Origin of the sequence: Actinomycetospora sp. (genome assembly GCF_036497585.1) — a bacterium.
In the GTDB taxonomy this organism is placed as follows: domain Bacteria; phylum Actinomycetota; class Actinomycetes; order Mycobacteriales; family Pseudonocardiaceae; genus Actinomycetospora.
This window is the reverse complement of record NZ_DASXJD010000007.1, coordinates 1-22,949: the sequence shown is the minus strand read 5'-3', so window position 1 is coordinate 22,949 and position 22,949 is coordinate 1. Positions and strand designations below refer to the sequence as shown.

At 74.7% G+C, this 22,949-nt stretch carries 28 protein-coding genes and 1 pseudogene; 12 read left to right on the top strand and 17 right to left on the bottom strand.

Annotated features, from left to right (window positions below):
• The first annotated feature begins 34 nt into the window (after nt 1–34).
• Nucleotides 35–790, top strand: a complete 756-nt coding sequence (gene ppgK, locus VGH76_RS00605) for a polyphosphate--glucose phosphotransferase (RefSeq protein WP_331554659.1) — start codon at nt 35–37, stop codon at nt 788–790.
• Nucleotides 791–1,027: 237 nt separating this feature from the next.
• Nucleotides 1,028–2,407, top strand: a complete 1,380-nt coding sequence (locus tag VGH76_RS00600; protein WP_331554658.1) for an RNA polymerase sigma factor — start codon at nt 1,028–1,030, stop codon at nt 2,405–2,407.
• A gap of 66 nt (nt 2,408–2,473) precedes the next feature.
• On the opposite strand, the gene VGH76_RS00595 is transcribed toward VGH76_RS00600, so the two are convergent.
• Nucleotides 2,474–3,496 carry a YhjD/YihY/BrkB family envelope integrity protein gene (locus tag VGH76_RS00595; protein ID WP_331554657.1) on the bottom strand — a complete coding sequence of 341 codons (1,023 nt, stop codon included), beginning with the start codon at nt 3,494–3,496 and terminating at the stop codon, nt 2,474–2,476.
• Between the two features lie 188 nt (nt 3,497–3,684).
• On the opposite strand from VGH76_RS00595, the gene VGH76_RS00590 reads away from it, so the two are divergent.
• Entirely contained in the window at nt 3,685–4,761 is a 1,077-nt protein-coding gene (locus VGH76_RS00590; protein WP_331554656.1) for a S1C family serine protease, read from the top strand.
• Nucleotides 4,762–4,776: 15 nt separating this feature from the next.
• On the opposite strand, the gene VGH76_RS00585 is transcribed toward VGH76_RS00590, so the two are convergent.
• The 3 genes from VGH76_RS00585 to VGH76_RS00575 form a co-directional block, all read right to left on the bottom strand.
• Nucleotides 4,777–5,193 (bottom strand): DUF1622 domain-containing protein, encoded by a 417-nt coding sequence (locus VGH76_RS00585; protein ID WP_331554655.1) that lies wholly within the window; start codon nt 5,191–5,193, stop codon nt 4,777–4,779.
• A gap of 4 nt (nt 5,194–5,197) precedes the next feature.
• Nucleotides 5,198–5,437 carry a hypothetical protein gene (locus tag VGH76_RS00580; RefSeq protein WP_331554654.1) on the bottom strand — a complete coding sequence of 80 codons (240 nt, stop codon included), beginning with the start codon at nt 5,435–5,437 and terminating at the stop codon, nt 5,198–5,200.
• Nucleotides 5,438–5,738: 301 nt separating this feature from the next.
• Nucleotides 5,739–5,951 carry a hypothetical protein gene (locus tag VGH76_RS00575; protein ID WP_331554653.1) on the bottom strand — a complete coding sequence of 71 codons (213 nt, stop codon included), beginning with the start codon at nt 5,949–5,951 and terminating at the stop codon, nt 5,739–5,741.
• Nucleotides 5,952–6,063: 112 nt separating this feature from the next.
• Here VGH76_RS00575 and VGH76_RS00570 point away from each other — a divergent pair, with 112 nt between their 5' ends.
• Nucleotides 6,064–6,291 (top strand): hypothetical protein, encoded by a 228-nt coding sequence (locus VGH76_RS00570; protein WP_331554652.1) that lies wholly within the window; start codon nt 6,064–6,066, stop codon nt 6,289–6,291.
• On the opposite strand, the gene VGH76_RS00565 is transcribed toward VGH76_RS00570, so the two are convergent.
• On the bottom strand, nt 6,280–6,705 hold the full coding sequence (locus tag VGH76_RS00565; RefSeq protein WP_331554651.1) for a type II toxin-antitoxin system VapC family toxin: 426 nt from the start codon (nt 6,703–6,705) through the stop codon (nt 6,280–6,282). The genes VGH76_RS00570 and VGH76_RS00565 overlap by 12 nt on opposite strands.
• A complete protein-coding gene (locus tag VGH76_RS00560) occupies nt 6,702–7,001 on the bottom strand; it encodes a transcriptional regulator (RefSeq protein WP_331554650.1) in 300 nt (99 codons plus the stop codon). The genes VGH76_RS00565 and VGH76_RS00560 overlap by 4 nt, the downstream gene beginning before the upstream one ends.
• 70 nt (nt 7,002–7,071) lie before the next feature.
• On the opposite strand from VGH76_RS00560, the gene VGH76_RS00555 reads away from it, so the two are divergent.
• Together VGH76_RS00555 and VGH76_RS00550 are read left to right on the top strand one after the other, a co-directional pair.
• The gene (locus VGH76_RS00555) at nt 7,072–7,362 is read left to right on the top strand and encodes a hypothetical protein (RefSeq protein WP_331554649.1); all 291 of its coding nucleotides are present in this window, start codon (nt 7,072–7,074) and stop codon (nt 7,360–7,362) included.
• 91 nt (nt 7,363–7,453) lie between these two features.
• Nucleotides 7,454–8,233: an inositol monophosphatase family protein gene (locus VGH76_RS00550; protein ID WP_331554648.1), complete on the top strand. Its 780-nt coding sequence runs from the start codon at nt 7,454–7,456 to the stop codon at nt 8,231–8,233.
• 10 nt (nt 8,234–8,243) lie between these two features.
• On the opposite strand, the gene VGH76_RS00545 is transcribed toward VGH76_RS00550, so the two are convergent.
• Nucleotides 8,244–8,714: a hypothetical protein gene (locus VGH76_RS00545; protein ID WP_331554647.1), complete on the bottom strand. Its 471-nt coding sequence runs from the start codon at nt 8,712–8,714 to the stop codon at nt 8,244–8,246.
• Nucleotides 8,715–8,837: 123 nt separating this feature from the next.
• Between VGH76_RS00545 and VGH76_RS00540 the strand changes: the two genes are divergently transcribed.
• Nucleotides 8,838–9,785: an aldo/keto reductase gene (locus VGH76_RS00540; protein WP_331554646.1), complete on the top strand. Its 948-nt coding sequence runs from the start codon at nt 8,838–8,840 to the stop codon at nt 9,783–9,785.
• Between the two features lie 39 nt (nt 9,786–9,824).
• Here the strand turns inward: VGH76_RS00540 and VGH76_RS00535 are convergent, their stop codons facing one another.
• Both VGH76_RS00535 and VGH76_RS00530 read right to left on the bottom strand, forming a co-directional pair.
• Nucleotides 9,825–11,210: a glutamine synthetase family protein gene (locus VGH76_RS00535; RefSeq protein WP_331554645.1), complete on the bottom strand. Its 1,386-nt coding sequence runs from the start codon at nt 11,208–11,210 to the stop codon at nt 9,825–9,827.
• Nucleotides 11,211–11,365: 155 nt separating this feature from the next.
• A complete protein-coding gene (locus VGH76_RS00530; protein WP_331554644.1) occupies nt 11,366–12,271 on the bottom strand; it encodes an EamA family transporter in 906 nt (301 codons plus the stop codon).
• A gap of 185 nt (nt 12,272–12,456) precedes the next feature.
• Between VGH76_RS00530 and VGH76_RS00525 the strand changes: the two genes are divergently transcribed.
• The gene (locus VGH76_RS00525) at nt 12,457–12,651 is read left to right on the top strand and encodes a DUF7455 domain-containing protein (protein WP_331554643.1); all 195 of its coding nucleotides are present in this window, start codon (nt 12,457–12,459) and stop codon (nt 12,649–12,651) included.
• 404 nt (nt 12,652–13,055) lie between these two features.
• Here the strand turns inward: VGH76_RS00525 and VGH76_RS00520 are convergent, their stop codons facing one another.
• From VGH76_RS00520 to VGH76_RS00505, 4 genes are all read right to left on the bottom strand, one after another.
• On the bottom strand, nt 13,056–14,819 hold the full coding sequence (locus VGH76_RS00520) for a DEAD/DEAH box helicase (RefSeq protein WP_331554642.1): 1,764 nt from the start codon (nt 14,817–14,819) through the stop codon (nt 13,056–13,058).
• A 96-nt stretch (nt 14,820–14,915) separates the two neighbouring features.
• Nucleotides 14,916–15,164, bottom strand: coding sequence for a DUF3039 domain-containing protein (locus VGH76_RS00515; protein WP_331554641.1), 249 nt, complete (start codon nt 15,162–15,164; stop codon nt 14,916–14,918).
• Nucleotides 15,165–15,234: 70 nt separating this feature from the next.
• The gene (locus VGH76_RS00510) at nt 15,235–15,657 is read right to left on the bottom strand and encodes a DUF3099 domain-containing protein (protein ID WP_331554640.1); all 423 of its coding nucleotides are present in this window, start codon (nt 15,655–15,657) and stop codon (nt 15,235–15,237) included.
• A gap of 85 nt (nt 15,658–15,742) precedes the next feature.
• Nucleotides 15,743–17,701 carry a heavy metal translocating P-type ATPase gene (locus VGH76_RS00505; protein WP_414637632.1) on the bottom strand — a complete coding sequence of 653 codons (1,959 nt, stop codon included), beginning with the start codon at nt 17,699–17,701 and terminating at the stop codon, nt 15,743–15,745.
• Nucleotides 17,702–17,780: 79 nt separating this feature from the next.
• Here VGH76_RS00505 and VGH76_RS00500 point away from each other — a divergent pair, with 79 nt between their 5' ends.
• Nucleotides 17,781–18,119 carry a metalloregulator ArsR/SmtB family transcription factor gene (locus tag VGH76_RS00500; protein WP_331554639.1) on the top strand — a complete coding sequence of 113 codons (339 nt, stop codon included), beginning with the start codon at nt 17,781–17,783 and terminating at the stop codon, nt 18,117–18,119.
• Between the two features lie 7 nt (nt 18,120–18,126).
• On the opposite strand, the gene VGH76_RS00495 is transcribed toward VGH76_RS00500, so the two are convergent.
• From VGH76_RS00495 to cobF, 3 genes are read right to left on the bottom strand one after another with little or no spacing between them, the layout of a single operon-like run.
• Entirely contained in the window at nt 18,127–18,387 is a 261-nt protein-coding gene (locus tag VGH76_RS00495; RefSeq protein ID WP_331554638.1) for a hypothetical protein, read from the bottom strand.
• Complete coding sequence (locus VGH76_RS00490) at nt 18,384–19,613, bottom strand: MmgE/PrpD family protein (protein ID WP_331554637.1); 1,230 nt, start codon at nt 19,611–19,613, stop codon at nt 18,384–18,386. The genes VGH76_RS00495 and VGH76_RS00490 overlap by 4 nt, the downstream gene beginning before the upstream one ends.
• The gene (gene cobF / locus VGH76_RS00485; protein ID WP_331554636.1) at nt 19,610–20,371 is read right to left on the bottom strand and encodes a precorrin-6A synthase (deacetylating); all 762 of its coding nucleotides are present in this window, start codon (nt 20,369–20,371) and stop codon (nt 19,610–19,612) included. The genes VGH76_RS00490 and cobF overlap by 4 nt, the downstream gene beginning before the upstream one ends.
• Before the next feature lie 41 nt (nt 20,372–20,412).
• Here cobF and prpB point away from each other — a divergent pair, with 41 nt between their 5' ends.
• The 3 genes from prpB (at nt 20,413) to VGH76_RS00470 (ending at nt 22,812) form a co-directional block, all read left to right on the top strand.
• Entirely contained in the window at nt 20,413–21,303 is an 891-nt protein-coding gene (gene prpB / locus VGH76_RS00480; protein ID WP_331554635.1) for a methylisocitrate lyase, read from the top strand.
• Nucleotides 21,304–21,466: 163 nt separating this feature from the next.
• The gene (locus tag VGH76_RS00475) at nt 21,467–22,600 is read left to right on the top strand and encodes a hypothetical protein (RefSeq protein ID WP_331554634.1); all 1,134 of its coding nucleotides are present in this window, start codon (nt 21,467–21,469) and stop codon (nt 22,598–22,600) included.
• Entirely contained in the window at nt 22,597–22,812 is a 216-nt protein-coding gene (locus VGH76_RS00470; RefSeq protein ID WP_331554633.1) for a hypothetical protein, read from the top strand. The genes VGH76_RS00475 and VGH76_RS00470 overlap by 4 nt, the downstream gene beginning before the upstream one ends.
• Here VGH76_RS00470 and VGH76_RS00465 read toward each other — a convergent pair.
• Nucleotides 22,809–22,949 (bottom strand): annotated as a pseudogene (locus tag VGH76_RS00465) (Fe-S cluster assembly protein HesB); the annotation flags it as partial. The gene VGH76_RS00470 and the pseudogene VGH76_RS00465 overlap by 4 nt on opposite strands.

Here is a 22,949-nt window from a genome sequence, read left to right as displayed (position 1 = left end):
CTAGGCTCCCGGGTCAGCGCGAGAGGGGGCCCACGTGAACGACGCATGGCGACTCGGGATCGACGTCGGGGGGACCGGGGTCAAGGGCAACGTCGTCGACACCACCTCCGGCGATCTGATGGCCGACCGCGTGCGGATCGAGACGCCCCACCCCGCCACCCCCGAGGCGGTGGTCGACACGGTCGCCGCGGTCGTCGAGGCGCACGGGTGGGAGGGCGCGGTCGGGATCACGCTGCCCTCGGTGGTCAAGGACGGCATCGCCCACACCGCGGCCAACATCGACCCGAGCTGGCCCGGCACGGACGCCCTGGCCCTGTTCGGGGAGCGGCTGGGGCGGCGCACCGTGCACGTGCTCAACGACGCCGACGCGGCCGGGCTGGCCGAGGTGCGGTTCGGGGCCGGGCAGGGGGTGGCCGGGGTGGTCTGCATGCTCACCATCGGCACCGGGATCGGGAGCGCGGTCTTCCACGACGGGGTCCTGCTGCCCTCCACCGAGTTCGGTCATCTCCAGGTCGACGGGCACGACGCCGAGACCCGCGCGTCGGCGTCGGCCCGGGAGCGGGAGGAGCTGAGCTGGGGGAAGTGGGCGAAGCGGTTCTCGCGCTACCTGCAGGTCCTCGAGGACCTGCTCTGGCCGGATCTGTTCGTCCTCGGCGGCGGCGTGAGCAAGAAACCGGACAAGTGGGTGCCGCTGCTCGAGGCGCGCACCCGGATCGTCCCCGCCCAGCTGCAGAACCAGGCCGGGATCGTCGGCGCGGCGATGGCCGCGATGGAGGGGACGAGCCCCTGAGCTGCGGATTCCCGCCCGATCGGGATCTCCCCGGGCCTTGCGCCGAGTGGACGCGACGACTGGTCGACGTGAGGTACCGGCGGCGGTCACCCGGCGTCGTTACAATAGAGCGCAGCCCAGGACGGCACGCCGCCGGAGCCGGGTCCGGAGCCGTTCCCGACACGCCCCGTCGTGACCGTCCGCGCCCCCGTCGATCCGGTGTCCGTCCCGCAGTTCGTTCGTCGCGAAAGGTCGTACGTGGCAGCCGCAGATTCCGCTTCCCGCCGTCGGGCCACCACCGCCACGGCTGAGCAGCCCTCCTCGCTCGCGGTGGTGACCACCGAGGACGCGGACGCCCCCGCGACGGCGAAGACCGCGACCAAGTCGCGGGCCACGAAGTCCGCCGCACGCCCGGCGAAGTCCGGCGCGGCGGCCAAGGGCGCCAAGAAGGCGCCCGCCAAGAAGGCCGGTTCGGCCGACGCCCCCGCCGAGGGTGGCGAGGCCGAGCTCGAGGCCCCCGAGGGCGAGCTCGAGGAGGCCGCCCCCGGTGCCGAGGACCTGACCGACGAGGTCGAGGCGCTCGGGGCCGAGGTCGTCGAGGCGGTCGACGTCGAGGCCGAGGAGCCCTCCGAGGAGGACAAGAAGTCCGGCGACTTCGTCTGGGACGAGGAGGAGTCCGAGGCGCTGCGCCAGGCGCGCAAGGACGCGGAGCTCACCGCCTCGGCCGACTCGGTCCGCGCCTACCTCAAGCAGATCGGCAAGGTGGCGCTGCTCAACGCCGAGGAGGAGGTCGAGCTCGCCAAGCGGATCGAGGCCGGCCTCTACGCGGCGGAGCGCCTGCGCAAGGTCGCCGAGGCCGGGCAGGAGCTCGCGACGCAGATGCGGCGCGACCTGCGCTGGATCGTCCGGGACGGCGAGCGCGCCAAGTCCCACCTGCTCGAGGCCAACCTCCGCCTCGTCGTCTCGCTCGCCAAGCGCTACACCGGCCGCGGCATGGCGTTCCTGGACCTCATCCAGGAGGGCAACCTCGGTCTGATCCGTGCGGTCGAGAAGTTCGACTACACCAAGGGCTACAAGTTCTCCACCTACGCGACGTGGTGGATCCGCCAGGCCATCACCCGCGCCATGGCCGACCAGGCCCGCACCATCCGCATCCCGGTGCACATGGTCGAGGTCATCAACAAGCTGGGCCGGATACAGCGTGAGCTGCTCCAGGACCTGGGCCGCGAGCCCACCCCGGAAGAGCTGGCCAAGGAAATGGACATCACCCCGGACAAGGTGCTGGAGATCCAGCAGTACGCCCGGGAGCCCATCAGCCTCGACCAGACCATCGGCGACGAGGGCGACTCGCAGCTCGGTGACTTCATCGAGGACTCCGAGGCCGTCGTCGCGGTCGACGCGGTGTCGTTCACGCTGCTGCAGGACCAGCTGCAGTCGGTCCTCGCGACGCTCTCCGAGCGCGAGGCCGGCGTCGTCCGGCTGCGCTTCGGCCTCACCGACGGCCAGCCGCGCACCCTCGACGAGATCGGCCAGGTCTACGGCGTCACGCGCGAGCGCATCCGCCAGATCGAGTCGAAGACGATGTCGAAGCTGCGGCACCCCTCGCGGTCCCAGGTGCTGCGCGACTACCTGGACTGAGTTCCCGCAGATCACGACGACGGCCCCCGAGCTGCGGCTCGGGGGCCCTCGTCGTCCCTGACCACGTCAGCGGCGCCGGGTGACGGCCCCACCGACGGCCCCGAGCAGCGCGCCGAGCCCCAGCAGCCCCGCCGTGGCCCCGGCCGAGGGGCCGCGGACGACGGTGACGGCGGGCCGGACCACCACCGGCGCCGGCTCCGGGACCGGCTCGGGCTCGTTCTCCGGCGCCGTCGCCGCCCACGCCGCCACGAGCAGGACGAACCGTGACACGACGTTGGCGAAGACGAGCAGCCCGAGGATCGGACCGAAGGCCGCCCACGCGGGCGAGGACGTCACGGCGCCCAGGTAGACCGACATCACCTCCTGGAGGATCACCAGCCCGACCGCGCCGATCGCGGCCGCCCGCACCGCGCTGCGCACCGTCACCGGTTGCCGGGGCAGCCGGGCGATGACCCAGACCAGGACCAGCCAGTTCGCGAGGAGGGTCAGCGCCAGGCCGACCACGACGACGAGGGCGTCGCCCCCCGGGCCCCCGCCGAGGCCGAGGAGCCCGAGGACCCGGTCCGACACCAGCGTGCCGGCCGCGACGACCGCGAACGACACGGCGACGGCCAGGCCGAGCCCCAGCATGGCCAGCAGGTCGAGCCCGTACCGCCGGACCATCGACGGCGGCTCCACCCGCTGGTCCCACTGGGCGGTGAGCGCCTCCCGCAGGTTGGTCATCCAGCCCAGTCCGGCGTAGACGGCGATGACGAGGCCGACGATCCCGATGGCGCTCCCCTGGTCGATCGCCGTGTCGACGACCGAGTTGACCAGCGGCGCGAGCGCGGGCGGCACGGTCTGGGCGATTCCGGCCCGCAGCTGGGCGAGGAGCTGCTCGTCGCTGAACAGGATGCGCCCGGCGACGGCGAAGGCGATCATCAGCAACGGCACCAACGCGAGCACGCTGAAGTAGGTGATCGCGGCGGCGTAGTGGTCGCCGTGGCGCTCGACGTAGCGGGTGCCCGCCCGCACGAGGTGGTCCAGCCCCGGGCGCCGGGCTCGCCAGACCTCCAGTCGCGTGGGCTCGTGCTCGTCCTGACCGCTCATCGTGCCGCCCTCCTCGCCCCCCGGAGGGGATCCGAGCCGCTGGCCCCGGGAGTCGCCAGAGGCCCGGAGGTCCGGCGAGGCCGGGTCCACCGGCCCTGGACCGGCCGGAGTGGGCCCGACACCGTCGACGCCGTCCTGCACAGACACCTGGGGGGCCGATGTCCGCTGCTGCTCGGGCCCGGCTCCGTGTGCTGACAGGTGGTCTCGCGGTCCTGGTCCTCCTGCTGGCCGCGTGCACCAACGCCGCGAGCACGCCCACGCCGCCGACCAGTCCGGCTCCGACCTCGGCTCCGACCTCGACGGCACCGCCGGCGGGGGGCGCCACCGGGGACGCCGCGGCGCTGCAGAACAGCTTCGTCGACGTGGTCAACCGGGTGCGCCCCTCGGTCGTGGAGATCGTCACCGCGGACGGGCTGGGCTCGGGAGTCATCTACGACGCGCAGGGCGACGTGGTCACCAACTCCCACGTCGTGGGCCGGAACACCCGGTTCCAGCTGCAGCTCGCCAGCGGCGGGACCTTCTACCCCGCCACCCTCGTCGGAACGTATCCCCCCGACGACCTCGCCGTGGTCCACTTCCAGCCGCCGCCGGGGGCGCCGGGCCCGGCGACGTTCGCGGACTCCAGCCGGCTGCAGGTCGGCGACCTCGTCCTCGCCATGGGCAATCCCCTCGGGCTGGCGGGCAGCGTGAGCGACGGGATCATCTCGGCCACCGGGCGCACCGTCGGCGAACCGGCCGACCAGACCTCTCCAGGTGCGACCCTGCCGGATGCGGTCCAGACGAGCGCCCCGATCAACCCCGGCAACAGCGGGGGCGCCCTGGTCGACCTCGACGGGCACGTCGTCGGCATCCCGACGCTGGCCGCCACCACCGGGCAGAGCGGCGGCACCGCCGCCGGCATCGGCTTCGCGATCCCGAGCAACATCGTCACCGACATCGCGGGCCAGCTGGTGACCGACCACCGCGTCGTCAACTCGCACCGCGCCGCCCTCGGCGTGACCGTCACGGGCGTCGTGAACGCCGACGGCGCACCGGCCGGGACCGGGATCAGCGCGGTCGCCCCCGGTGGGCCGGCGGCCGCGGCCGGCCTCGTCGCGGGTGACGTGATCACGGCGATCAACGGCACGCCCACCCCGACGCCGGCCGACCTCACGGCCGCGCTCGCCACCTTCACCCCCGGCCAGCAGGTCACCCTCACCGTCACCTCGGGGGCGGGCCCGCCGCGCCAGGTCCCCGTCACCCTGGGCCAATTGCCCGGGACGTGACCCGGGACCGCCCCGTCAGGAATCCTCGACGTCGTCACCCGGGCGCTCGCCCCGCGGCCACCGCGCCACCGTCCCGAGGAGCGCCCGGCGCCAGGGCGGGATGCCCTCGATCTCGACCTCCAGCGAGAAGCTCAGGAACGTGCGGATGACCACGACGAGGCCGAGTACGGCGACGTTCTCGAGCGTCGGGGCCACCGCGATCGTCCGGACGAGGTCGGCCGCGACCAGGACCTCCACCCCGAGCAGCAGCGTGCCGCCGAAGGACGCGCGCAACGTGCGGTAGGCCCGGTGGCCCGAGCGGGTGCGGACCCACACCGACCCGGCGACGACGAGCGAGGCCACGAGGCCGACCACGAGCAGGACGACCGCGAGCACCTCGAAACCCTGGGCGACCCGCTCCATCACCTCGAGGAACGTCGTTGCCGTGTGCACCCGTTCAGGCTTCCTCGAGGGCCGCCCCGAGCTCCTGGACCACCCGGTGGTCGCGGTCGCGGGCCAGCACGTGCCCCAGCCCGAGCAGCCCGGCGACGGGCCACGGCACGAGACCGGTCGCGGCGAGCCCGCCGACGGCGGCGAGGAAGACCAGGCTGCCAGTGGGTGGCCAGCCCACGGGACCGATCAGCGGGACGTCGACTCTCCAGCCCACCCGCGCTCCGTCGGCCTCCGAGGTGTTCATGTCCCTGAGCCAACTACCCGGGGCACCCCACGCGCGCCGGGCGAGCGCCGGTCAGGAGGGGACCGATCGTCCCGGACCTCCCGGGCCCTCCGTCCCCTTCCCGGTCCGCGCACCGGTGCCGGGCCTCACCTCGACGCCCGACACCCCGACACACCCCGGCTCGCGCCCCGTGTCGGCCGGAGGGAGAGCGCTGATGTTCGCGGAGGCGATCCCGTCGGCGCTGGGGGCGGGCGCCGCCGGCGCCTTCGGGAGCTACCTCGTCGTCTCCGCCGTCGTCCACCTCGTCTGACGCGGACGGGTGCTACCGGCGGGGAACCGCCGGTTTCGAGGAGCTCTCCCACAGCTCCCCGCCGGTGAGCACGTAGACGAACGGCACGATCGGCACCAGCGCGAGGACCGCCCAGACGATCTTGGCGGTCCCGCTGAGCTCGGGGCGCACGACGAGATTGAGCCAGACGAGCACGACCGCCACCGGGTGGATGAAGCACACCAGGAGCTCGGCGAGCTTCTTCATCGGCGCTGCCTCCAGCGAGGAGGGACGGTCTGGGACCACCGCCCGGTCCGGCGAGACTAGCCACGAACCCGGGCCCGGCCAATGCCGCCGCCGACGCCGCTACCGTGGCGCCGTGGACGACTTCCTGGGGCCGGCGGGCCGGAACGAGCGGGTCCGGCCCGAGGAGCGCCGCCGCTACCAGTTCGGGCTCGGCTTCAACGTCGTCGCCGGGATCATCTGGCTCGTCATGTACGTCGCCACCGGCGCCTGGTACTTCGCGGTCCTCCTCGCGGTGTGCGCGGTGATCGCGGGCCTCTCCGGCTACGCGCTCCTGGCGTTGCGATCCGGCTCAGGGAAGTAGCACGAAGCCCTCCCGGGCCGCGGCGTCGCGCAGCGCACCGTCGAACGCCGCGAAGGTCCGCACGCGGTCGTCGGCGAGCGCCGCGGCGCGGGCCGAGGCGAGCTGGACGGCGTCGTACGCGCGCAGCCCGTGGACGCCGGCCAGGCGGGCCGCGTCGTCGAGGACGGGGGCGGCGGGCGCGACGACGCCGAAGCGCGAGCGGGGGCCGTGGTAGTCGGACTCGAAGTGCGCGACGAGCGTCGCGGCCGCCCGGGCGCCGTAGGCACCGCGCCGGTGTCCCCGCCACAGGGCGGCAGGGACCTCGACGCGGGCCAACTGCGAGACGACGAGCGGCGCCCACCCCGGCACCGCTTCGTGGTGATCCTCGTCGACGTACAGCTTCACCAGCGCTGAGGAGTCCGCGAACGTGCTCACCCACGGTCCTCGGACAGGAGCTCCGCCAGGTGGATTCCGCTGCCCGCGACCTCCCGCCGTGCTTCGGCCACGGCGACCGGGTCCGGCGCGCCCACGGCCGGCGTCGGTGCCGCGAGGATGCCCGCCCGGGCGAGCCGTTCGCGCAGGCTCGACATCTCGTCGTCGGCGGTGTCCGGGTCGACGACGGCGCTCAGGACCCGGGTCAGGTACTCGTTGAGGCTCCGCCCCTCCCGGGCCGCCACGGCCTTGACCTGCGACACCAGCTCGTCGGGAGCGCGCCAGCTCACCTGCGCCATGCCTGCATGCTAGCAAGCGCGCTGTCACGACGAAGCCGGGAACCTGCCCGCACCTGACATGCTGTCGCCCATGACCCAGCACCCCGAGGCCGACGACCTCCCCGGTCCCGACCCGGCCGCCGTCCACGAGCGCTCGGTGGCCGTCATCCGGGCCATGGACGCGGGTGACCTCGAGGCCGTCGGAGGGCTGCTCTCCGAGCTCGGGGGCCCGGAGGAGTACGCCGCGCAGGTGGTCAGCCTCGCGAGCCTCGCGCGCCTGCTGCTCGACCAGGTGCCCCAGACCGGTCCGGAGAACGACGACGCCCGCGTGGCGATGCTCGACGAGCTCGCCCGCGTCCTCGTCGCCGCCGAGACCCCCTGAGCGGCGCCGCCGGGGCACCGGCCTCCCGAGACCGAGCCGCGCGGCACCCACCCCGACAGCGGGCGCCGGCGCCGTGGGCGAAGATCGGGGGGTGAGCACCGCGGACGTCCTGACCCCCGGCAGCCCCGCGACGGCCGAGGACGCCGCCCTGGCCCGGGAGCTCGCCGCGGCCACCGGCGAGCTGCTGCTCGACCTGCGGGACCGGACGGCACCGGGCCGGGACCGGGAATACGCCGGCGACGCGGACGCGCACGCCTACCTGACCCGCGAGCTCGCCCACCGCCGTCCCGACGACGCCGTGCTCTCCGAGGAGGGCTCGCTCGACCCCCGCGCCCGCCGCGGGGCGCACCGTCTCTGGATCGTCGACCCCCTCGACGGGTCCAGCGGGTTCGGGCGGGGCACCGACGAGTGGGGGGTGCACGTCGCGCTCGTGATCGACGGGCGGCTCGCGGCGGGCGCGGTCTCGGTGCCGGGGATGGACGCGCTCGTCGACTCGGCCACTGTCGAGCCGGTGCCGGACACCCCGCTTCCCGACGACGGTTCCCTGGCGGTCACCGTGAGCCGGTCCCGGCCGCCGGCGGAGCTGCGCGACGTCGAGCGGGCGTTCGGGGTCCGGCTGGTCCGGCGCTCCGCGGCGGGGGTGAAGATGCTGACGGTGCTGCGCGGCGAGGCCGACGTCTACCTGCACTCGGGCGGACAGTACGAGTGGGACAACGCCGCGCCGATGGCGGTCGCGATGGCGGCGGGGCTGCGCGCCACCCGGATCGACGGCACCGAGGTCCCGTACGGGCGCGACGACCCCTACTCCCCCGACCTGCTCATCGCCCGCCCGACCGTGCACGCGGCGGTGCTGGAGGCGCTGCGGCACTGACCCCCGGGTCCTAGTGGCGCCGGGCCGACACCAGCTCCTCGAGGACCTCGACGACCTCGTCGGCATCGGCGATCCGGCGCAGGCCGTCGTCCTCGGGGTCCTCGTCGTCGTCGACGAGCACCCCGACGTCGTCGGGTCCGAGCCCGGCCAGCGACTCCGGCTCGACGTCGATCACCAGCGCGACGCCGCCGACCTCCCGGCGCAGGTCGGTCAGGTCCCCGGGCCCGCACATCCGCAGGCCGCCCTTGGCGCCCGAGAGGAACATCAGCTCCGACACCTCCTCGGCCGAGCGCCGCGAGATCACTGCGACCGTGGTGCCGGGCAGCGCCAGCAGCACGTTCAGCGCCTCGGAGGACTGCTGGACCGCGCGGTCGTCGCCGTCGGGTGACAGGGCGCCCTCGAACCGGCAGGCGACGAGCAGCGTGGGCGCCTCGCCCAGCGCCGCCGTGTCCGCGAGCAGTTCCTCGAGATCCGTCTCCACACCGCCTCCTCGCCCGGTCGACCGGAGCGGACGCTGCCACGCACCCGCCGTCGTCGCCAAGATCTGCCTGGGGGATGCAGGGTCTGCCCGTCGTCGTCGCCGCCCACCGGGTAGGCAGGGTCCATGACCTCTTCGCTCCCCGTCCTGCCCACCGGCCTGTGCCTCGGCGGCAACGTCTTCGGCTGGACCGCGGACGAATCGACCTCCTTCGACCTGCTCGACGCGTTCGTCGCCGCGGGCGGGCAGATGATCGACAGCGCGGACAGCTACATGGCGCGGGCCGAGGGCCTGTCCGGCGGCGAGTCCGAGACCGTGATCGGCCGGTGGCTCGCGCGGCGCGGCCGTCGCGACGACGTCGTGGTCGCGACGAAGGTCGGGTCCTGGGCGGAGCGCAAGGGTCTCGGCCCCGACAACATCAAGGCGGCCTGCGACGACTCGCTGCGTCGCCTGCAGACCGACCACATCGACCTCTACTACGCCCACCGCGACGACATGGACACCCCGCAGGAGGACTACCTCGCCGCGTTCGACGAGCTCGTCCGCGCCGGGAAGGTCCGGGCGATCGGCGCGTCGAACTTCGAGGCCGACCGGCTCGCGAGCGCGCTGGAGATCTCCGACAAGCACGACCTCGCGCGGTTCGCGGCCGTACAGCCCCACTACAACCTCGTCGAGCGCGCGTACGAGGCCGAGCAGGCGCCGGTGGTCGAGCGGGAGGGCCTCGTCTGCTACCCGTACTTCGGGCTCGCCAAGGGGTTCCTCACGGGCAAGTACCGGCCCGAGGGCGGGGACGTCGACACCGGCGCGGCCAGCGGCACGATGGCCAACGCCCGCGCCGAGGCCGCCCGCAGCTACCTCGACGACCGCGGGGAGGCGCTGCTCGGCGTCCTCGACGAGATCGCCGCCGCGCACGACGTCCCGGTCGCCGCGGTCTCGCTGGCGTGGCTGGCGGCCCAGCGGACGGTGGCCGCGCCCATCGCCAGCGCCCGCACCCTGGCCCAGCTCGGCGAGATCCTCCCGACGCTGCACCTGCGGCTGTCCGACGACGAGCTGGATGCGCTCCGGCGCTCGTGACCGGCAGGTGGGCTCCGCCCAGGTGAGCACCAAGCGCACCTAATACTTCCAGCGCCAGGCGGCGAGGACGTCCTCGGTCTCCTTCTCCTCCGCCCAGGCGGCCTCGGCGCGCCGCACGGCGAGGAAGGCCCCGAGGAGTTCCTCGCCGAGCACGCCGGCGATGCGCGGGTTGCCGGAGAGGGCCTCCTCCTGCTCGGCCTGGCTGGCCGGGAGCTCCGCAATCCCGGCGGCGGCGCGCTCCTTCTTCTTCCAGGTGCCCGGGTCCTCGCCGATCGGGGCGGGCGGGGCGAGGTTCTCCTCGACCCCCGCCACGCCGGCGATCAGGAGGGCGGCCAGTGCCAGGTAGGGGTTGGCGGACGCGTCGGAGACCTTGAGCTCGACGTTGGCGTGGTCCTCCCCGAGCAGGGCGGAGCCGGGGACGTAGCGCAGCGGGGCCTCGCGGTTCTCCACGCCCCAGAATCCGTAGGCCCCGGCGAAGAAGCCGGGCCGGAGGCGGGCCAGCGACCCGAGCGAGGGGGCCGTGATCGCGGCGAGTGCCGGCAGGTCGCGCAGCAGCCCGGCGATGAAGGCTCCGCCTGCCGTGCCCCTCGGTCCGTCCGCAGTCCCGGCCAGCAGGTTCTCGTCGCCGCGCCACAACGAGGTGTGCACGTGCCAGCCGTTGCCCGCGCCGGCCAGCGTGGGCAGCGGCGCGAACGACACCCGCAGCCCGTGGGCCTCGGCGGCCGCGAGGACCGTCTGGCGGGCGAGCAACTGCTGGTCGGCGGCCGTCACCGGGTCGGTCGCGGCAAGGGAGAGCTCGACCTGCGCCGGCCCGTACTCGGCGTGGATCTGGCCGAGGCGCAGGCCGTTCGCGTCGGCGTCGCGCATCACCGCCGCGACGAAGTCGTCGATGGGCAGCAGCGCGTGCGGGCTGTAGGCGGGCCCGGGGTGAGCGGGGACGAGCGTGTCGGGCTCGTCGCCGTCCTGTGGCGGCTCGTAGACCCCGAACTCCATCTCGTAGCCGACCAGCGCCGAGTACCCGGCGCCGTCGAGCTGCGCGACGGTGCGCTCGAGCACCGAGCGCTGGTCGAACGGCCACGGGCCGCCGTCGGCGGTGACCTGCCGGCCCGGCGCCCACGCGAAGGCGGGCTGGCCGGCGAGGCGGGTGACGCGGTCGAGCTGCGGGACGAGTCGCAGGTCGCCGGAGGGGGTCTGCAGGCCGGGCGCGGCGAAGGTGATGGCGTCGTTGGTGTCGAACACCGCGAACAGCGTCGTGACACCGACCCCGGACACCGCCACCTGCGGCAGCGCCGCCACGGGAACGGTGCGCGACCGGGGGATGCCGTTGTTGTCCGCCCACGCGACGATCACGCCCGCCACGCCGTCGGCGGCCAGCGCGGCGCCCAGCTCGCGGCCTCGCTCGCGGAAGTCCTCGACACCGGTCACGGCCCCCACCTCTCGACGATGCGAATGAGGCGGCCCAGGCTAGCGACCCCGATTCCGAGCGACGGTGCCCTTCGGTCGATCTGTTCGGCGGTGGGCGCCCCTCAGTCGTGCAGGGCGGTGCACCCCGCTTCCGGCGAGGGGCGCCCCTGGCCGATCTATTCGACCGAAGGTGGCCTTCGCTCGGAACGAGGACCGGGCTCCCGCCGCAGCGCCACCCCGACGACGACCGCCGCGATGCCCACCGCCTCGAGCGGCGCGGGGACCTGGGCGAGCCCGATCAGCCCGACGACGGTGGCCGTGAGTGGTAGCAGCGCCAGCAGCAGCGCGAAGCGGGCGCGGCCGACCCGGCGCAGCACGACCTGGTCGAGCACGTAGGGCACCACCGACGAGAGCACCCCGAGGGCCAGCGCCGAGCCCAGCAGCACCGGCGAGGCGGCCACCCGCCCGACCGTCGTCGCGAGCGGCGAGAGCACCACGGCCGCCACCACGAACCCGACCGCGAGCCCGTCGATCCCCTCCCCCGCGGTCTGCGAGCCGCGCGAGACCCGGGTGCCCAGCACGATGTAGCCGGCCCAGAGCAGCGCGGCCCCCAGCGCACAGAGCACACCGACCGGCGAGCCCTCCAGCCGGACGTCGGCGATCAGCGCCACCCCGGCGACGACGAGGCCCAGCGCGAGCCAGTCCCGCTGTGTCCGCGACCCGAGCGCCGCGACGAGCACCGGCCCGGAGAACTCCACGGCCACCGCTGTCCCCAGCGGCAACCGGGCGATCGCCTCGTAGAAGACGATGTTCATCCCCGCCGTCACGAGCCCGAAGGCGCCCGCGAGCGCCACCCGCCGTCCGGTCCAACGCCCGCTACGCCGTCCGCCGCGGGTCGCGACGAGCCGCCAGACCGCCAGCACAACCGCCGCGCCCGCGAGCCGTAACCACGCGACCCCGGCCGGTGAGGCCTCCTGGAACAGGCCGACGGCGAGGGCCGCGCCGACGTACATCGAGACCCCGCCGACCACGAAGAGTGACCACGCCGGCGGACCGTTCGTCGCGGAAGATCGACTCACCATCGTGTGGTTCCTCGCCGTACCCGATAACAACGGTCGCTGAACGGCGATGAGCGGTATGTGACCCACGACGAAGCAGCGCGTGAACACGAGCGGTCGTCGTCCCGGTCTGACACAGTGGAGGGGCGACGGTCACTCGGCCGGAGCCTGCGGGACCGGTTTCCCGGCCGGTGCCCGAACGGAGGGAGATGACGATGCCCGGAACCCTGACCCGGCCAGAACTCACCGCCTCGGACCGATGCGACCGCTGCGGGGCAGCGGCGCAGGTTCGCGCCGTCCTGCCCTCCGGCGGAGAGCTGCTCTTCTGCGGGCACCACGCCCGTGCCCACGAGGCGAAGTTCAAGGAGCTCTCCATCGACGTGCAGACGGGCGCGGCCGTCTGACGCGGCCCTGACCTGCGGCGACGCGCTCGCCGCCACGAAGCCCGACACGACGGCGGGCGGGAACCACCCCGGTTCCCGCCCGCCGTCGTCGTGTCTGGGGTCCCGACGCGCCACCGGAGCACGCCGGGGGGTGGTGCGGCCCTGCCCGGCGCCGGCCGTGCCGCCGCGCCGGACGCCACGCCCGGGACGCACGGACGGGACAGGCTCGAACGGGTGATCCGCGGGCGCAACAGCGACCCCCGCGGCCCGGACGACGAACGGCGGAGGCTCCCGGCCCGGCGACGCAGTGTGACGAACCGGTGTCCGCGATGACGGGCACGTATCGCGACCAGATCGGCACCGGGCGTATGCAGCAGCGCCCGCTGTGATCTCGAACACAGAGCCCCCTCCTGTCTCCGGAGGGGTCACCGCCACGAGCGCAGGGTCGCGATGCGCTCCTCGATCTGCTCGGCCGTCGCCACCGGGGTCGCCGGGCCGCCGCACGCCCGGCGGAGGTCGCCGTGGATCGCGCCGTGCGGGGCCCCGGTGCGGTGGTGGTGGGCCGCCACCAGGGTGTTCAGTTCCCGGCGCAACTCCTTCAGCTTCTCGGCCGCGCCGGGCTTGGCCCGGACGGACGGCGGAGCGGGCGCCGGTTCGGCGGCCTCCTGCTTCGCCCGTTCGTCGAGCTGCTCGGACTGGCGCCGACGGAGCAGCGCGCGCACCTGATCGGGGTCGAGCAGGCCCGGCAGCCCGAGGTAGTCCTGCTCGTCCGCAGTGCCCGACCCGGCCGCGGTGCCGAACGAGGCGCCGTCGTAGATGAGCTGGTCGAGCTCGGCCTCCGCGGAGAGCGCCTCGAAGCTGCGCTCCTGCTCGCCGGGCTCGTCCTCGGTGCGGTTGGCCCGCTCGATCAGCTCGTCGTCCAGGCCCTCCTTCGGCCGGTGCGGCTCGCCGAGCACGTGGTCGCGCTGCAGCTCGAGCTCGCTGGCCAGCCCCAGCAGCGTCGGGACGCTGGGAAGGAAGACCGACGCGGTCTCCCCCGCCCGCCGCGAGCGCACGAACCGGCCCACGGCCTGGGCGAAGAACAGTGGCGTGGAGGCGCTCGTCGCGTAGACCCCGACGGCGAGGCGGGGCACGTCGACGCCCTCGCTGACCATGCGGACCGCGACCAGCCACCGCGCCTCCGACGCCGCGAACGCCGCGATCCGCCCGGAGGCCTTGGGGTCGTCGGAGAGCACCACGACGGGCTCTTCGCCCGCCAGCCGCGCGAGGATCTTGGCGTAGGCCTTGGCCGTCGTGTGGTCGGTGGCGATGACGAGCCCGCCGGCGTCGGGCATCCCCCCGGCCCGCAGCTGGGTCAGGCGGGTGTCCGCGGCCTGCAGGACCGCGGGCATCCAGTCGCCCTTGGGGTCGAGCGCGGTCTTCCACGCCCGCGAGGTCTGCTCGGCGGTGAGCGGCTCGCCGAGCCGCGCCGTCATCTCCTCGCCGGCGCTCGTGCGCCAGCTGGCCTGCCCGGAGTAGGCGAGGAAGACCACCGGGCGGACGACGCCGTCGGCGAGCGCGTCGGCGTAGCCGTAGGAGTGGTCGGCCTTGGAGCGCAGCGCCCCGGCGGAGTCGGGCTCGTAGGTGATGAAGGGGATCGGGCTGTCGTCCGACCGGAACGGCGTCCCCGTGAGCGCGAGGCGGCGGGTGGCCCCGGCGAACGCCTCGCGGGTCGCCTCGCCCCAGCTCTTCGCGTCCCCGGCGTGGTGGATCTCGTCGAAGACCACGAGGGTGCGACGGCCCTCGGTGCGGTTCATGTGCAGCACGGGATGCGCGGCGACCTGCGCGTAGGTGACCGCGACCCCCTGGAAGTCCGCCGACATCTTCCCGACCGAGTTCGAGTACTCGGGGTCGATCGCGATCCCGGCGCGGGTCGCCGCCTCGGCCCACTGGTGCTTGAGGTGCTCGGTGGGGCAGACGATCGTCAGGGTGTCGACCGTGCGGTCGGAGAGCAGCTCCGCGGCGACCTTCAGCGCGAAGGTGGTCTTGCCGGCGCCCGGCGTCGCGACCGCGAGGAAGTCCTTGGGCCGGTCGGCGAGGTAGCGGGTGAGGGCACGGCGCTGCCACTGGCGCAGGGGCGGCGCGGCCGGTGCCGGGCCGTCGGGCCCCGCTCGGGAGGCGGGGTTCCTGCGGGGAGCGCGCGTGGTCATGACCCTCCGGGCGGGACGTGGCCAGGGACGCCCGGCGTCGGCCGGGCAGGCGGGACCGCGGGGACGGTCCGGGGCGGCGTGGGGAGGCGGTGCCCCCTAGTCGTCGTCCCCGCCGCGGGGGAGCTTCTCGAAGATCTCCTTGCAGGCCGGGCACACGGGGGACCCGGGCTTCGGCGAGCGCGTCACCGGGAAGGTCTCCCCGCACAGCGCGACGACCATGGAGCCCATGACGGCGCTCTCGGCCACCTTGTCCTTGCGGACGTAGTGGAACATCTTCGGGTCGTCGTCCGTGCTGCGGTCCGTGCCCTCCGGGCGGACGTCGGGGAGTACCGCGGTCTGGCTCATGCCTCCATGATGCCCCACCGGGCCGCGTCCGGTGTGGCGGCTCCCGCACAGCGATACCGCGAGACGGGGCTCAGCCGCCGGTCCCCGTCCGCGGCGGGTCGTGCTCGGCGCTGTCCTGCTGCTCCTGACGCGGCCCGTCGGTGCGGTGCGTGCGGGCATCGAGCACCTCGGCGGCCTCGATGATCTGCGCATCGCTGACCTGCGTGAGGGCCCGGCGGTCCGGCCGGTAGCGGCTGACCTTGCCCGCCTTCTTCGGCAGCCGGTCGTTCGCGATGAGCACCGCGATCCAGGGCAGCGGCACGGACAGCACGATGAGGGCCACCGCGATCCACGCGTTGCCCCAGGCGAGGTAGGACACACCCGCCAGCACCAGGCAGGGGATGCGGCACGCCATGATGATCGAGTACCGCCGCTTGCGTACGGCGAACTCGTCGTCGAACGAGACCTGGGCCTCGGTGATGAGGACCGGATCGTCGTCGTGACGCCTGCTCATGTCACCACCTCCCCTTCGACACTGTCCCACTCCGGGTCCCCGTCGGCACCTCCGTCAACCGTCGTTGATGTAAACGCCGGGCCGGTCAGGCCCGCGGGCCGCGCAGCAGCCGCAGGCCGTTGAGGGCGACGAGGATCGTCGAGCCCTCGTGGCCCGCGACGCCGAGCGCGAGCGGCAGGTGCCCCACGAGGTCCCACGTGACGAGCCCCGCGATGAGGACGGCCGCGATCACCAGGTTCGCCCGCACCGTGCGGCGGGCCCGGCGGCCGAGATCCAGCAGCCACGGCAGCCGGCGCAGGCCACCGTCGAGCACGACGACGTCCGCCGCGCGCACCGTGAGCTCCACCCCGTGCATCGCGACGCCGACGTCCCCGGCCGCCAGCGCCGGCGCGTCGTTCACCCCGTCCCCGACGACGGCGACGGTCCGGCCGGCGGCGTGCAGACCGTCGACGACCCCGGCCTTGTCCTGCGGCAGCAGCCCCGCCCGGACGTCCTCGATCCCGACGTCGGCGGCGATCGCCGCGGCGGCCCGGGGATGGTCGCCGGTCGCGAGCACGGGCGGCGCGGCGGTGCGGGCCGCGAGGCCGGCCACGACGTCGGCGGCCTCCCCGCGCAGGGTATCGCCGAGCGCGACGGCGCCGAGGGTCCGGCCGGCGTCGAGGTCGGTGACGACGACGACGGTGTGTCCCGCGGCCTCGGCGTGGGCGACGACGGCCGCGAGGCCATCCGGGAGGGCCTCGTCGGGACGGCCGACCGCGATCAGCCGCCCGTCGACGCGTCCACGCACCCCCGCGCCGGGCTCGGCCACGAACCCGCGCACCGGCGCCACCGCGTGTCCCTGTACGCGGGCCGCCGCCACCACCGCGCGCCCGAGCGGGTGCTCGCTCGGCGCCTCCGCCGCGGCCGCGAGGGCGAGGAGCGCGTCGTCGTCGCCGTCGGCGGCGGTCACCGACACCACCCGCGGCGCGCCGAGGGTGAGGGTGCCGGTCTTGTCGAGCACGACGGCGTCGACGGCCCCGAGCCGCTCCATCACGGGCGCCGAGCGCACGAGCAGCCCCCGGCGCCCGGCGTTCGCGACCGCGGCGAGCAGCGGTGGCATCGTCGCGAGCACCACCGCGCACGGCGAGGCGACGATCATGAAGGTCATCGCGCGCAGCAGGGCGGCGTCGAGCGACGAGCCGAACGCCAGCGGGACGCCGAACACCGCGAGCGTCACCGCGACGACCCCCACCGAGTACCGCTGTTCGATCGTCTCGACGACGAGCTGGGTGCGGGCCTTCGTCTGGGACGCCTCCTCGACGAGCGCCGCGATCCGGGCCACCACCGACTCCGGGGCCGGGCGGACCACCCGCACCCGCAGGGCGCCACCGCTGGCCACCGTGCCGGCGTAGACCTCGCTGCCGCAGGTCTTCGCGACCGGGAGCGGCTCGCCGGTGATGCTCGCCTGGTCGACGTCGGCGGCCCCGGCGACGACGACGCCGTCGGCGGCCACCGCCTCGCCCGGGCGCACGAGGACGACGTCGCCGATTCCGAGCGCCTCGGCCGCGACGTCCTCGCCCTCGTCGTCACCGCCCCCGTCGTTGCCTCCCCCGTCGTTCGCGAGGCGGCGCGCCCGGGTAGGGGCCAGCGCGAGCAGCCCGCCGACCGACTCCTCGGTCCGCGCGGTCGCCCAGGCCTCGAGCGCGCCCGACGTCGCGAAGATGACGATGAGCAGCGCGCCGTCGACGACCTGACCGATGGCCGCGGCGCCGAGGGCGGCGACGACCATAAGCAGGTCGACGTCGAGCGTGCGGCCCCGCAGCGCGCGCAGCCCCTCGAGGGCCGGCTCCCATCCCCCGGCGAGGTAGCAGAGCCCCAGCAGCGGCCCCCACGCCCACGTCGGCGCCCCGAGCAGGACCAGCAGGCCCCCGACCAGGAACGTCGCGAGCGCGAGGCCCGCCCAGCGGGCCTCGGACAGCCGGGCGAGGGTCGCGAACCCCGAGCGCCGGCCCGCCGCGCCCGGGCTCGCGGCGGCGGACGCGGGTCGGGCCTCGGTGATCGACACCCGGTCCACGGTACACACCCATGAAAGGTCGTTCATGTCTTCATGTCTCACCAACCGCTGAGATGAGTAGGCTCCGGCCATGGGTCACGGCGGCGACGGGACGATCCCGGACGTCGCCTCACCCGCCGTCGATGTTGTCGCCCGCACCATGCACGCCCTCTCGACGCCGAGCCGGCTCCACCTGCTCCTGCGGCTGCGGTCCGGGCCACGAACGGTCGGCGACCTGGTGGCCGACGTCGGGATGGAGCAGTCCGCGGTGTCCCACCAGCTCCGGGTGCTGCGCCACCTCGGCCTCGTCGTCGGCGACCGCGACGGCCGCCAGATCCGCTACCGGCTGCACGACGACCACGTCGCCCAGCTCCTCGACGAGGCCGTGCACCACGTCGAGCACCTCACCGCGGGCCTGACCGACCGCTGAGGCGGGGTCACAACAGCCCGGGCTCGCCCACGGGGAGGTCGGGGGCCGCCACGGTGAGGCGCGCGACGTCGTCGGGACCCAGGTCCGGCAGCCGCGTCGCGAGGTCGAGGAAGCGGTCCTGCTCGGCCGGATCCAGCGCGCCGTCCGCGAGGGTGCGGAACTTCGCGAGGTAGTCCTCGCGCCCGAACGGCCGGGCGCCGCGGGGGTGCGCGTCGGCGACCGCGAGCTCGTCGGCCACCGTGGTCCCGTCGTCGAGGGTGATCGTCACCCGTCCCCCGAACTCCGGCTCGGCGCGTGGTAGGCCGCGGTCCAGCGGGGGTCCTCGACGGTGCGGACCGTCCGCCACAGCGCGACCGTGCTCGCCCGGTGCGCACGCTCCGGGGTGTAGGAGTGCTCGTGGTGCCACGACCCGTCCTCGAGGGCGACGGCGAGGACGTAGGGCGCAGAGTGGTCGAGGGTCTCGCGGGTGGCGTCCGGGTCGTACTTCTGCGGGTCGTGTGCGCCGGAGCCGATGACGTGGTGGGTGTGGTGGCTGGTCTCCAGGAGCACGTCGGTGACCCGGGCGAGGTCGGGGACACGGGGGCGCAGCCGGCGGGCGAGGTCGATGACCGCCTGGCACTGGTACTCCGCGGAGTACTCCTTGGTGAAGGTGTCCAGGATCGCCCGCCGCGGCTCCCCCGGCCCCGGCAGCGCGACGGTGTACCGGGCGTCCGGGCCGTCGAGCAGCCAGGCGAGGACGCCGTCCTCACCCTCGTAGATCGGGTTCGGGGAGCCCTCGCCGCGCATCGCCCGGTCGACGGCCTCGACCGCGACCTTCCCGGCGAACGCCGGCGCGAACGCCTTCCACGACGAGATCTCGCCCTTGCGGGACTGGCGGGTGGCGGTGGTGGTGTGCAGGGCCTGACCGATCGCCTCGGACGTCGTCGCGGGGTCGAGGCCGAGCAGGCAGCCGAGGCCCGCGGCGACCGCTGGTGCGAGGTGCGCGACGTGGTCGATCCGGTGGGCGTGCAGGCAGATGGCCCGCACCAGCGCCACGTGGACCTCGTAGGCGGTGACGATCGCGCGGACGAGGGCGGCGCCGGTCGCGCCGGTGTGCTGGGCGACCGCGAGCAGCGGCGGGATCGTGTCGCCGGGGTGGGCGTAGTCGGCGGCGAGGAAGGTGTCGTGGAGGTCGAGCTCGCGGACGGCGGTCCCGTTCGCCCAGGCGGCCCACTCCGGGGAGACCGTGATCTCCGGGGGCAGGCCCAGCACGCTGGCGCCGCGCCCCGCCGCCGGGTGCCGGAGGGCCTGGTCCCGGGCGGTGGTCGGGGCGTGGCGGGCGAGCGCGGCGGTGGCGACGGCGACGTCGTCGACGAGCCGGTTGACGACCATCCCGACGACGTCGGGGTCGGGCTCGACCGGGTCGGTGGCGAGGACGGCGAGGTGCCATGCGAGCTGCTCGGTGCGCGGGAGCCGCCCGCTCGACGGGTGGACCCGGACCTCGTGCCCGATCACGGGAGGCGCAACAGGTACGTGTCCATGATCCAGCCCTTGCGCTCCCGCAGCTCGGCGCGCCGGCCGAGGATCTCGTCGCGCACGTCGCCCAGCCGGCCGCTGATCAGCGCCTCGTCGGGGGTGCCGAGGTAGGCGCCCCAGTAGACGGTCGCGTCGTCCGGGGCGGCGTCGACCCCGTGGGCGTCGGCGCCGTCGAGCATGACCACGAGGTCGGCGCGCTCGGTCGGCGTCCCCGCGATCACCTGCCGCGCCGGCGTCACTGCCACCGGCCGCCCGGTCCGCGTCATCGTCACCCGGTGCGCCGCGGTGAGGGCGGCCGGCGCCGAGATCCCCGGGATGACCGACCACGCGATGTCCACGTTCCCGCGCTCGGCGATCCGCTCCACCGTGTCGACGGTGCCGTCGTAGATGCCCGGGTCCCCCCAGGCCAGCAGGGCGACCGACCCGCCCTCGGGGACCTCGGTGGCGACGAGCTCCTCGTAGAGCGCGACCCGCTCGTCGCGCCAGCTCGCCGTCGTCGCGAGGTAGCGGCCCTCCTCGGTGGTCCCCCGCTCGCGGTGGGCGTCCTGACGACGCACGACCTTCGCCTGCGGCGCGAAGCGGGCCGCGAGATCCGCCCGGGCGTCGGTGAGCTCGTCGGCGGCGCCACGCTTGGCCAGCAGCAGCACGACGTCGACGGCGCCGAGCGCGTCCACGGCGTCGAGGGTGAGGTGTCCCGGGGAGCCGGCGCCGATGCCGACGACGTGCACGGTGCGCATGACGACATCCCACCACCGGGGCCGCGGAGGACGATGGCGGCGTGTTGTACACGACGACGACGCCGTCCGCCCGCCGTCGCGCGCTCCGCGACGGGCTCGCCTCGGACCGCCTGCTGCGACTGCCGGGCGCGCCGAACCCGCTGAGCGCGCGGATGATCGCCGAGGCCGGGTTCGAGGGCGTCTACGTCTCGGGCGCCGTGGTCTCCGCCGACCTCGCGCTGCCCGACGTCGGGCTCACCACGCTCTCGGAGGTCGCCGCGCGCTCGGCCCAGATCGCCCGCGTCACCGACCTCCCCGTGCTCGTCGACGCCGACACCGGCTTCGGCGAGCCGCTCTCGGCCGCCCGCACCGTCCAGCTGCTCGAGGACAGCGGAGCCGCGGGCTGTCACCTCGAGGACCAGGAGAACCCGAAGCGCTGCGGGCACCTCGCGGGCAAGCGGGTGCGCCCGGTCGAGGAGATGGTGCAGACGCTGCGGGCCGCGGTCGGCGGTCGTCGTGACCCCGACTTCGTGGTCTGCGCCCGCACCGACGCCGCCGCCGTGGAGGGCCTTGACGCCGCGGTCGACCGGGCTCGGGCCTACGTCGACGCGGGCGCGGACATGGTCTTCGCCGAGGCCGTCTCCGGGCCCGCCGACATCGCGCGGTTCCGGGCCGCGCTCGAGGTCCCGCTGCTGGTCAACATGACCGAGTTCGGCCGCAGCGAGCTGCTGCCGGTCGCGACGCTGGCCGACCTCGGCGTCGACGCCGTCATCTTCCCGGTGACGCTCTTCCGGCTCGCGATGGGCGCGGTCGCCGACGGGCTGCGCACCCTCGCGGCCGAGGGCACGCAGGCCGGGCTGGTCGGGCGGATGCAGACCCGCCAGGAGCTCTACGACGTCCTCGACTACGACGCCTACGCCGCCTTCGACGAGTCCGTGGCCGGCTTCCGGTAGCCGACTCGACCGTGCGCCGGGCGCCGGGACGGCGGGTGGGCGCACCGGCGTCGTCGGGCGGTCGAGACGTGACGTGCCGTCGGCCCAACTCTGCCCGACGGCGTATGCGGTCCGGTCGCACCGGGGCAGCCGCTGCCACGACCAACGATGATCGAGGTGAGCGATGTCCGAGGACACGATGCAGAACGGGCAGGCCGACGGAGACGTGTCCGGCGCCGAGGAGCCGGAGGCCGCCGAGGACCGGGACGAGGGCCGGGACGGCGGGGACCGCAAGGCCCCTGACGTCTACCTCCACGTCCCGGTCCTCGAGGTCGACGAGATCGACCTCGAGGTCGAGGACCTGCGCGCGCACGTGTCGCTGCAGGCCGAGGTGCTCGACCTGGTCAAGCTCAACGTGGGCGTGGACGCCTCGCTGGGCCGGGTCAAGCTCGGGATCCGCGGCGTCAACGCGCAGGCCACGTTGAAGGTCCGGCTCGACGAGGTCGCGGGGATCGTCGGCCGGGTCCTCGACACCATCGACCGCAACCCCCAGATCCTCGAGCACGTGACCCGGGGCCTCGGGCAGGCGACCGAGGAGGTCGGCGCGGGAGCGGGACGGGCCGTCGAGCAGCTCGGCGGCGGTGCGAGCGACGCGGTCTCCGAGGTCGGCTCGGGCGCCGCGACGGCGGTGGGCGAGCTGGGCCGGGGCGCCGGTGACGCGGTGTCCGACGTCGGCGAGGGCGCGGGCGAGGCCGTCTCCGACGTCGGCGAGGGCGCCGGCGAGGCGGTGTCTGACGTCGGAGACACGGTGTCCGACACGACCAGCAGCCTCGTCGGCACGGTCACCGATGTGGCGGGCACCCGCGACACCGACTCGGAGCCGGCCGAGGACGCCGACACCGATGTCGAGGATGCCGACACCGACGAGCCCGGTGGCGAGGACGCAGACACCGAGGACTCGGGGGACGTCGATGACGAGACCGACGACGACGACGTCGCCGACACCGACACCGACGCCGACGCCGACGCCGACGAGGACGGGACCGCCGAGGAGCCCGTCGCGGAGTCGGCGGAGGACACGGAGGTGGACTCCCCGGACGAGGACGCGGGACCGGTCCGCAGAACCGCCTCCGCGCGGCGGGCCCGGCCGGCGAGCGCGTCCGAGGGTCGGCGCAGCGAGCGGCGGGAGCCGGAACGGCGGGCGACCGGTCGTCGCACCGGGACGGGCGAGCCGCAGTCCAACCGCGACCAGGACGAGGCTCCGGCCCGTCCGCGGCGATCGACGCGGGCTCCGCGTCGCGGGTCCGGTGAGCGGTGAGCTGGCTGTCGTTCCGGAGCTCGGTGGGGGCGGAGGAGATGTCCTTCGGCGAGGTGGAGGGCGACGAGATCGTCTTCTCCGGTGACGCCGCCGAGGACTCCTGGTCGGGCACCCGGCGTCAGAACCTGCCGCCCGCCGTCACGCCCCACACCACCTACCGCGACGTCCGGATCGACCTCGCGATCGAGGGCGAGCTTCCCGACCCCGGCTAGGCCTTCGCGGCCTTCGCCTCCTTGGCGGCGCGCTTCTGGGCCTGCTTGAAGTCGCGGACCTCGGCGAGGGTGGCGGCGTCGACAACGTCGGCGATGGAGCGTCGGGAGCCCTCGTCGCCGTAGGAGCCGGCGGCGTC